Consider the following 4,034-nt stretch of genomic DNA (forward strand, 5'->3'; position numbering starts at 1 on the left):
CTCCCCTTCGTCGTCGCCCTCAACGGCTTCGACGGACACCAGCCCCACACCGCCGACGAGGTCCGCGAAGCGCTCCAGCTCAGCGCCGAGACCCCGGTCGTCACGCTCGACGCCCGCCGCCGCGACAGCGCCAAGAGCGCTCTCATCACCCTCGTCGAGCACGCCCTCCTCGCCCGACTTCGATGACGGGCCGGACATCCGGAGCCCGGGGGCCGTCGGCGTGACGGCCCCCGGGGCGGAGCCGCTACCGGCCGATGTCCTCCAGGGGCATCGCGCAAGACCCGCTGTATAAGCAGCGGATAACAGTTCGGTAGGCATTTTGTGATCAACAGTGACTCTGCGTGGTGAACTAGCGTCACTCAGCGCCAGAAGACCACGGTTTTGCTCCGTCATGTCGGTGAATGTCCCTATTGCGCCGACGCGGGGGCCATCCTGCGGCTGTTTGTCCCCCATCCCTGCACGTGCTGAAATTCCAGCTACCCCTGAAACCCTCGCGCCGGCCCACCGGTGACGGGCCAGGGCCCGGGGGTAGCGCTGGATTGATCCATGGCCGACAGTCGGCCGAGAGGTAGTTGTCGAGTGAGGCGTAAGCAGCAACCCGCCCCGCAGCGGCGCTCCGAGCCCCGCCGGAGCGAGCCGAACGGTACCGCAGCGGACCCGGCCGGATTCTCCGCTTTCACCCCCACCGAGGAGCGCTCCCAGGCCTCCCCGGCCCCGCAGCCCCCGGCCGCGTCCACGGAACCCCGCAGCGGCGGTCCGGACGGCGACGCCTCCAAGCGGTACGACTTCCTCCGCCCGCGCAACTGGCGCGTGCCGACCCGTCTGATCGCGATCCTGCTGATCCCCGTGATCATCAGCCTCGTCTTCGGCGGCCTCCGCGTGAACACCTCGGTCGACGGCTACATCAAGGCCTCCCGCGCCGAGAAGACCGCCGAGCTCGCCAAGGCGGCCACCGAGCTCGCCGAAGCGCTGGAGATCGAGCGCGACACCACGCTGATACCCCTGCTCACCAAGCAGGACCCGGACGGCAAGGTCGCCAAGATCCGCGCCAGCACGGACGCCGCGCTGAAGGCGTACGAGGCGGCCTACGCGGCCTCCGACAAGTCCGGCGAACTCCCGCGCCGCCACGAGGCCTTCCAGGCCCTGGTGGTCGACCTGCCGCACCTGCGGTCCAGCGCGTACGGCGCCGAGCTGTTCGCCGGCGCCACCGTCAACGCCTACTCGGTGATGTTCGCCCCGCTGCTGTCCTACGACAACTCGGTCGGCATCGGCTCCAGCAACGCCGCCAGCAAGGGCCGCGCGATCTACGCGATGTCCCTCGCCAAGGCCTCCGCCTCGACCCAGCGCGCGCTCATGCTGCACCTGCTGGTCGGCATCTCGCAGAACGCCACCACCCGGTTCGAGAACGCCGACGTGATCCAGCAGATCCTGGTGGCGGAGCGGCTGGAGCAGGTCTCGCTGACCGAGTTCAACACCGGCAGCGCCCCCGAGGACGCCCGCAAGTACGCCAACGCGCAGGTCGCCCAGGCCGCCGCGCAGGAGCGCTCGGCCTACAAGATGCCGAACGGCACCGCGCCCTCCATGCAGACCCTGCTCTCCCTCGGCGCCGCCTACAGCCAGGCCGCCGCCGAGGGCCAGAGCAAGGGCAAGGCCGCCGCCGACCAGGCCTACAAGGAGGCCAAGGACTCCGGTCTCACCCCGGAGAACTGGAACCAGGCCGCCAACACCCACATCCAGGCCCTGCGCGACACCGAGGTCCAGCTGCTGAACGACGTCCTCACGGACTCCCGCGGCCTCAAGGACAACGCGCTCTACGACGCCATCCTCAACACGATCATCGTCGTCGCGGCGCTCATCCTGGCCGGTCTGCTCACCGGCTACGTCGCCCGCTCGATGATCCTCGGCATGCGCACCCTGCGCAGCGCCGCCCTGGAGATCGCCGACCACCGCCTGCCGGACCTGGTCGAGAAGCTCTCCAAGACCGACCCCGACCGGGTCGACACCTCCGTCACCCCGATCCCGCTGCACGGCAAGGACGAGATCGGCGAGGTCGCCCGGGCGTTCGACCAGGTCCACCAGCAGGCCGTGGCGCTCGCCGCCGAGCAGGCCCTGCTGCGAGGGAACGTCAACGCGATCTTCACCAACCTGTCGCGTCGCAGCCAGGGCCTGATCCAGCGCCAGCTGGCGCTGATCACCGACCTGGAGAACAACGAGGCCGACCCGGACCAGCTGGAGAACCTCTTCAAGCTGGACCACCTCGCCACCCGTATGCGCCGCAACGGTGAGAACCTGCTCGTCCTCGCGGGCGAGGAGGCCGGCCGCCGCTGGAACACCCCGGTCCCGCTGGTCGACGTGCTCCGCGCCGCCTCCTCCGAGGTGGAGCAGTACGAGCGCGTCGAGCTGTCCGGCATCCCGGAGGTCGAGGTCGTCGGCGCCGCCGTGACCGACCTCGTCCACCTGCTCGCCGAGCTGCTGGAGAACGCCACCTCGTTCTCCAGCCCGCAGACCCGGGTCCTGGTCAACGCGACCCGCCTGCCGGACGGCCGGGTGCTGGTCGAGATCCACGACAAGGGCATCGGCCTCACCGCCGACGACTTCGCCGAGATCAACGAGAAGCTGGCCGAGCCGCCCACCGTCGACGCCACCATCTCCCGCCGCATGGGCCTGTTCGTGGTCGGCCGGCTGTCCCAGCGGCACGACGTCCGCGTCCAGCTCCGCCCGTCCGGCGAGTCCGCGGGCACCACCTCGCTGGTCATGATCCCGCCGTTCATCACCCGGTCGGGCGCCGCGCCGGAGCCCGAGGAGCAGTTCACCGTCTCCCGGATCTTCGCCGAGCAGGAGCCGACCTCCCAGTGGGCGCCGGGCGGCCAGCCGCGCAGCGCCGCCGAGCTGGGCTTCGACGACCACCTCACCGGCACCGGCAACGCCGGATCCAGCGGCTTCAGCCCGGCCCTGGAGGCCGTCCAGCGCTCGCAGCGCCTCGACCAGGTCCGTCGTGCGGCCCTGGAGAGCGGCCCGCACGACGGCGAGCCGCCGGTGCTGGACGCCGAGGTCGAGGAGGAGTACCAGCAGGGCTACGACCAGTACGCCCCCCAGGGCTACGAGCAGCAGTCCGGCTACGCCGACGACCAGTACGGCTACCAGCAGGACGGCTACCAGCAGGACGAGTACGGCCAGGACCAGTACGGCCAGTACCCGCAGCAGGGCTACGACCAGTCCGGCTACGCCGACGACCAGTACGGCCACCAGGACTACCAGGGCGACGGCTACCAGGGCTACCAGGACGGCTACGCCGACCAGTACGGCCAGCAGGCCGAGGAGGCCCCGGCCGGCCACCCGTACGCCCCGGAGCCGCCCGCGCTGCCCGCCGCCGAACCCACCGCCACCCTGCCGTCCGGGCTGCCGCAGCGCCGCCCCGGCCAGCAGCTGGCGGGTGGCGGCTTCGGCGCCCCGACCGCTCCGGCGGACGGCGGCTCCGGCGGCGAGACCCCGAACTGGTTCGCCGGCGCCAAGGACACCTCGGCGGTCGACGAGCCACGCGGCCACGACGTGTCGGCGCTGGGCGGCTACGGCCCGACCGGCCCGACCAACTCGCCCTGGCAGTCGCCCAACGACGGCGCCTGGCAGCAGGCCGAGCAGACCCGCGAGCCCGCCTCCGGCGGCACCACCGGGGCAGGTCTGCCGCGGCGCGTGCCCAAGCAGAACCTGGTGGCCGGGAACGCCAAGCCCACTCCGCAGGAAGGGCCGCAGGTCTCCCGCAGCCCCGAGGAGGTCCGCGGCCGGCTCACCAACCTGCGCCGCGGCGTGGAGCAGGGCCGCAGTGCCGGTAACACCGGAAGCTTCCGGATCGACCCCGATCAGGTAGACCCGTCCGGCAACGGACAGAACCGAAGCACCGATCTCTTCGGCGGCTCGAACCACCAGGAGCGTTGAGTTGACTCAGATGAGCCAGGCCGCACAGAACCTGAACTGGCTGATCACCAATTTCGTGGACAACACCCCCGGGGTGTCCCACACCGTGGTGGTCTCCGCCG

1 protein-coding gene and 2 pseudogenes are annotated in these 4,034 nt (G+C 71.1%); all 3 read left to right on the forward strand.

What is annotated here, in order from left to right; all coding sequences use genetic code 11:
* Positions 1-186: pseudogene (locus ACIQVZ_RS42250) on the forward strand (ATP-binding protein); the annotation flags it as partial.
* A 393-nt stretch (positions 187-579) separates the two neighbouring features.
* Positions 580-3,933 carry a nitrate- and nitrite sensing domain-containing protein gene (locus tag ACIQVZ_RS42255; protein WP_402458460.1) on the forward strand — a complete coding sequence of 1,118 codons (3,354 nt, stop codon included), beginning with the start codon at positions 580-582 and terminating at the stop codon, positions 3,931-3,933.
* A 10-nt stretch (positions 3,934-3,943) separates the two neighbouring features.
* A pseudogene (locus tag ACIQVZ_RS42260) lies at positions 3,944-4,034 on the forward strand (roadblock/LC7 domain-containing protein); the annotation flags it as partial.

The organism is Kitasatospora sp. NPDC098663, from assembly GCF_044760075.1.
Lineage (GTDB): Bacteria > Actinomycetota > Actinomycetes > Streptomycetales > Streptomycetaceae > Kitasatospora.